The following is a 3,617-nucleotide window of genomic DNA, read 5'->3' as shown; positions in this document are numbered from 1 at the left end:
AAAGCATTGGACGAATGTTGATTATGATTATTATCAGAGCATCAGAACAGAAAGTCAAATGACACTCATTGATTTTGCCAGTCCCATGTGATACGCTTCGGGCTTCAGCCCGGAGTAGTTAACAATTAAGCCAATTTTTTTCATGCTATTGCTCCTTCTTACGTAGCTTTTCATCAATACTTCCATCTGGTAGCATCCAATCCGAATGCATCTCTCCATTTTCCTCCATCTGATAACGGATGCAACTTCCCCAGTCACCTTTACAATATAGTTCAACCCATTTTCTATCTAATTTTCCTCCTTCATAAAATCTTTTCATTGGACATAATGGATACCATTTGCAATCATTTAATAATATTCCCAATTTGAAATAATTTTTTTTCATTTCATCTTTGATATGTGGATGATAAAGCATAGCAGCAGGATGCTGCAATGGTAATATTTTTTTATCGCCAGATAGAAAAAGTTTTCCATAGATTGTATAAAATTCTTGCTTAGATGGCAAAGGAAGAGAATATTTATTAAAAATATAATTGGTTGCATAATGACCTAGAGGAACCAATATTTCTGGATTTATCAATTCTATCTCTCTATCCAAGTAACCACTACATATGTCAATCTCATCCTGCTTTGGCTTCCTATATTTTGGTAGCATACATTTGATCAGATTGGTCATATACAGATTGTCTCTTTCTGTACTGGATGCTCTTAGCAACTCGTCTAATACTTTTCCCGAAGGTCCAATAAACATTCTCCTCTCTCTATCTTCATTCTCTCCGGGTGCTTGGGCAATCAACATGAGTTTGGCATTGGGATTTCCTTCTCCTGTGAGAGCATTTGTTCTAGTTTTATATAGCCTGCATTTTTCGCATTTCCTTATTTCTTTGTTTAAGTTATCAATTCCCATTTCTCTTACTTGAGCTATTTTCAACACCAAGTACCAGAGGCAATTTCAGATAACGTTTCGTGGGTATATGAAGTTTGCCGAAGGCAATTTGGACGAACGAAATGAACCATATACCTGCTAGCGAAGCGAAGCAACCGCAGAGTTTCCAAACCTGCAAAGTCAAATTACTTCTTAAAAGGGGCAGTACAAATTTATTAGGTGCCTCACTTGCATTTGCAGCTGGTTTTATGACCTACATCTATGCGTTTTGCTAATTAACCTTTTAGCAGGCTAAAGATAATAAAGAAGTGATTCGAGTTATATAACAGCGAATAAAAGGGTACCGCATCATGTGCATATTTTATATTAAAGTTTTGGAAAATATTTATATATTTATTCCTATATACTCTTTTTAGGTGATAAAAAATGCCAGGTGGAAATAGAACAGGGCCTTTGGGCCGGGGACCAAGAACAGGAAGAGGACTGGGTTACTGCTCGGGTTACAATAGTCCGGGATATACAAAAGGAATACCAAGAGGTGGAGGTGGATTTGGAAGAGGACTGGGTTTTGGCGGTGGCCGAGGTAGAGGATTTGGAAGAGGCTTTTGGGGGCGTGGCAGAGGACATTGATATTATCCATACTCAACACAATACAATGAGATAGCATACCCGGAGTATGTTGACCCGTATCACAAGGAGCACCTACCCTGAACCCAGCAGAGAAGAGGAAAAGTAAGGAAGCTTCTGAAGAAGCAAAAGTGTAAAGTTAGGGATTGGAAACTTCCTTTCAATTGCATTTCCAGTATAAATAGTTGACCGTCACTGATTGGTTCTGTCGGGAATTGTACTTTATGATAGTTAAATGAAATGAATTGAAAAAAATATGCTGGACAAAGTTTTAAAAAGCCCTGGGATGTTAAGATTAAGATACCAATTGATAGGGGTGATTAGAGATGAAAAAGATTTACCTGGACCATGCTTCCACCACACCTGTTGATAAAGAAGTTTTAAAGGCGATGAAGCCCTACTTCAGCCAAAAATACGGAAACGCTTCTTCCTTGCATTCTTTTGGTAGGGAAGCAAAAAAGGCATTAGAAAAAAGCAGAGAGCAGGTGGCAAAAATCATAGGCGCAAAAAGCGAGGAAATCATATTTACAGGAGGGGGAACGGAAAGCGATAATATAGCAATAAAAGGCGTTGCCTTTCGCATGAGAAAGGGACATATAATAACAAGCAAAATAGAGCATCCTGCCGTAATGGAGATGTGTAGGCATCTTGAACAAAAGGGTTTTGAAGTGACATACCTGCCCGTCGACAAGTATGGCATAATAAATCCCGATGACGTTAAAAATGCAATAAAGGACGACACAATTTTAATCACGATTATGCACGCAAATAATGAAATTGGAACGATAGAGCCCATCGAAGAAATAGCAAAAATAGCAAAAGAAAATGGAGTACCATTCCATACAGATGCCGTGCAGTCCGTCGGGAAAATTCCGATAGATGTTAAAAACATCGGTGTCGACATGCTGTCTATCTCCGCCCACAAAATTTATGGCCCGAAAGGAACCGGAGCATTGTACGTACGGGAAGGAACGAAAATAGAACCAATCGTGCACGGCGGCGGGCACGAAAGAGGATTGCGTTCCTCAACAGAAAATATCCCGGGCATCGTGGGACTTGGGAGGGCGTGCGAGCTGGCAAAGGAAAGAATGAATGACGATGCAAAAAGGATTACATGGTTGAGGGACAAACTTATAAAAGGTGTGCTCGAGATAGAAGAAACATATTTGAACGGCCATCCCGAAAAGAGATTGGCGAATAATGCCCATTTCCGTTTTACTGCCATAGAAGGGGAATCGCTGGTATTGAGTCTGGATGGGAAAGGTATCGCAGGCTCTACAGGCTCGGCGTGTTCATCAAAAAAATTGAGACCGTCGCACGTTTTGATGGCCATAGGGCTGAACGAGGTGCAGGCACATGGATCATTGCGTCTCACGCTCGGGCGAGAAAATACTGAAGATGAAATAGAATATGTATTGGAGGTATTGCCGGGGAGTATAGAAAAGTTAAGAAAGATGTCTCCGTTATGGGGGAAGATTTGAAGGAGAAATGAAAAAATGTACAGTAAAAAGGTTATTGAACATTTTAATAACCCCAGGAACATGGGAGAAATAAAGGATGCAGACGGTATCGGTACGGTTGGAAATCCTGTCTGCGGGGACTTAATGACTATGTACATCAAAGTCAAAGATGGCAGATTGGAAGATATTAAATTCAAAACGTTTGGCTGCGCCGCTGCAATTGCAACGAGCAGCATGATAACAGAACTTGCAAAGGGGAAGAAAATCGAAGACGCGTTAAAAATAACGAGGAATGATATTGCGGATGAATTGGACGGCTTACCTCCAATAAAAATGCATTGCTCTAATCTTGCTGCAGATGGACTGCACGAAGCGATAAAAGATTACCTTTCAAAAAAGTAAATAGACCGTATTTGAAAAGGCAAAATATTGCGCGATAAATTCTATCGCAATGTATATAAACATTTTTCCGTTGAATATTTTAAAATGTCGCATACGGTTGGAAAAATAGAAAAAATTTAGTCAAAATGGAGTGAGAATCCTCTGGGCTTCAGCCCAGAGATGAATCACTCCACAATACTTTTTACTACGTTCCAGTTGGATACATAGTCCCAAGCCCAACCAGAACATGGTTGTAATTAGCT

3 protein-coding genes and 1 pseudogene are annotated in these 3,617 nt (G+C 39.9%); 3 read left to right on the top strand and 1 reads right to left on the bottom strand.

The annotated features are described in order from the left end of the window. Positions 1 to 145: 145 nt before the first annotated feature. Positions 146 to 934, bottom strand: a complete 789-nt coding sequence (locus U9O96_08705) for a uracil-DNA glycosylase (GenBank protein MEA2055162.1) — start codon at positions 932 to 934, stop codon at positions 146 to 148. Positions 935 to 1,312: 378 nt separating this feature from the next. On the opposite strand from U9O96_08705, the pseudogene U9O96_08700 reads away from it, so the two are divergent. The 3 genes and pseudogenes from U9O96_08700 to nifU all read left to right on the top strand — a co-directional run bounded on the left by U9O96_08700 (position 1,313) and on the right by nifU (position 3,375). Further along, positions 1,313 to 1,480 (top strand): annotated as a pseudogene (locus U9O96_08700) (DUF5320 domain-containing protein). A 359-nt stretch (positions 1,481 to 1,839) separates the two neighbouring features. Then, entirely contained in the window at positions 1,840 to 2,994 is a 1,155-nt protein-coding gene (gene nifS / locus U9O96_08695; GenBank protein MEA2055161.1) for a cysteine desulfurase NifS, read from the top strand. A gap of 15 nt (positions 2,995 to 3,009) precedes the next feature. Next, positions 3,010 to 3,375 (top strand): Fe-S cluster assembly scaffold protein NifU, encoded by a 366-nt coding sequence (nifU, locus tag U9O96_08690; protein ID MEA2055160.1) that lies wholly within the window; start codon positions 3,010 to 3,012, stop codon positions 3,373 to 3,375. Positions 3,376 to 3,617: the final 242 nt, after the last annotated feature.

The organism is Candidatus Thermoplasmatota archaeon (assembly GCA_034660695.1).
GTDB lineage: Archaea > Thermoplasmatota > E2 > UBA202 > DSCA01 > JAYEJS01.
This window is presented reverse-complemented; position numbering and strand designations above follow the sequence as displayed.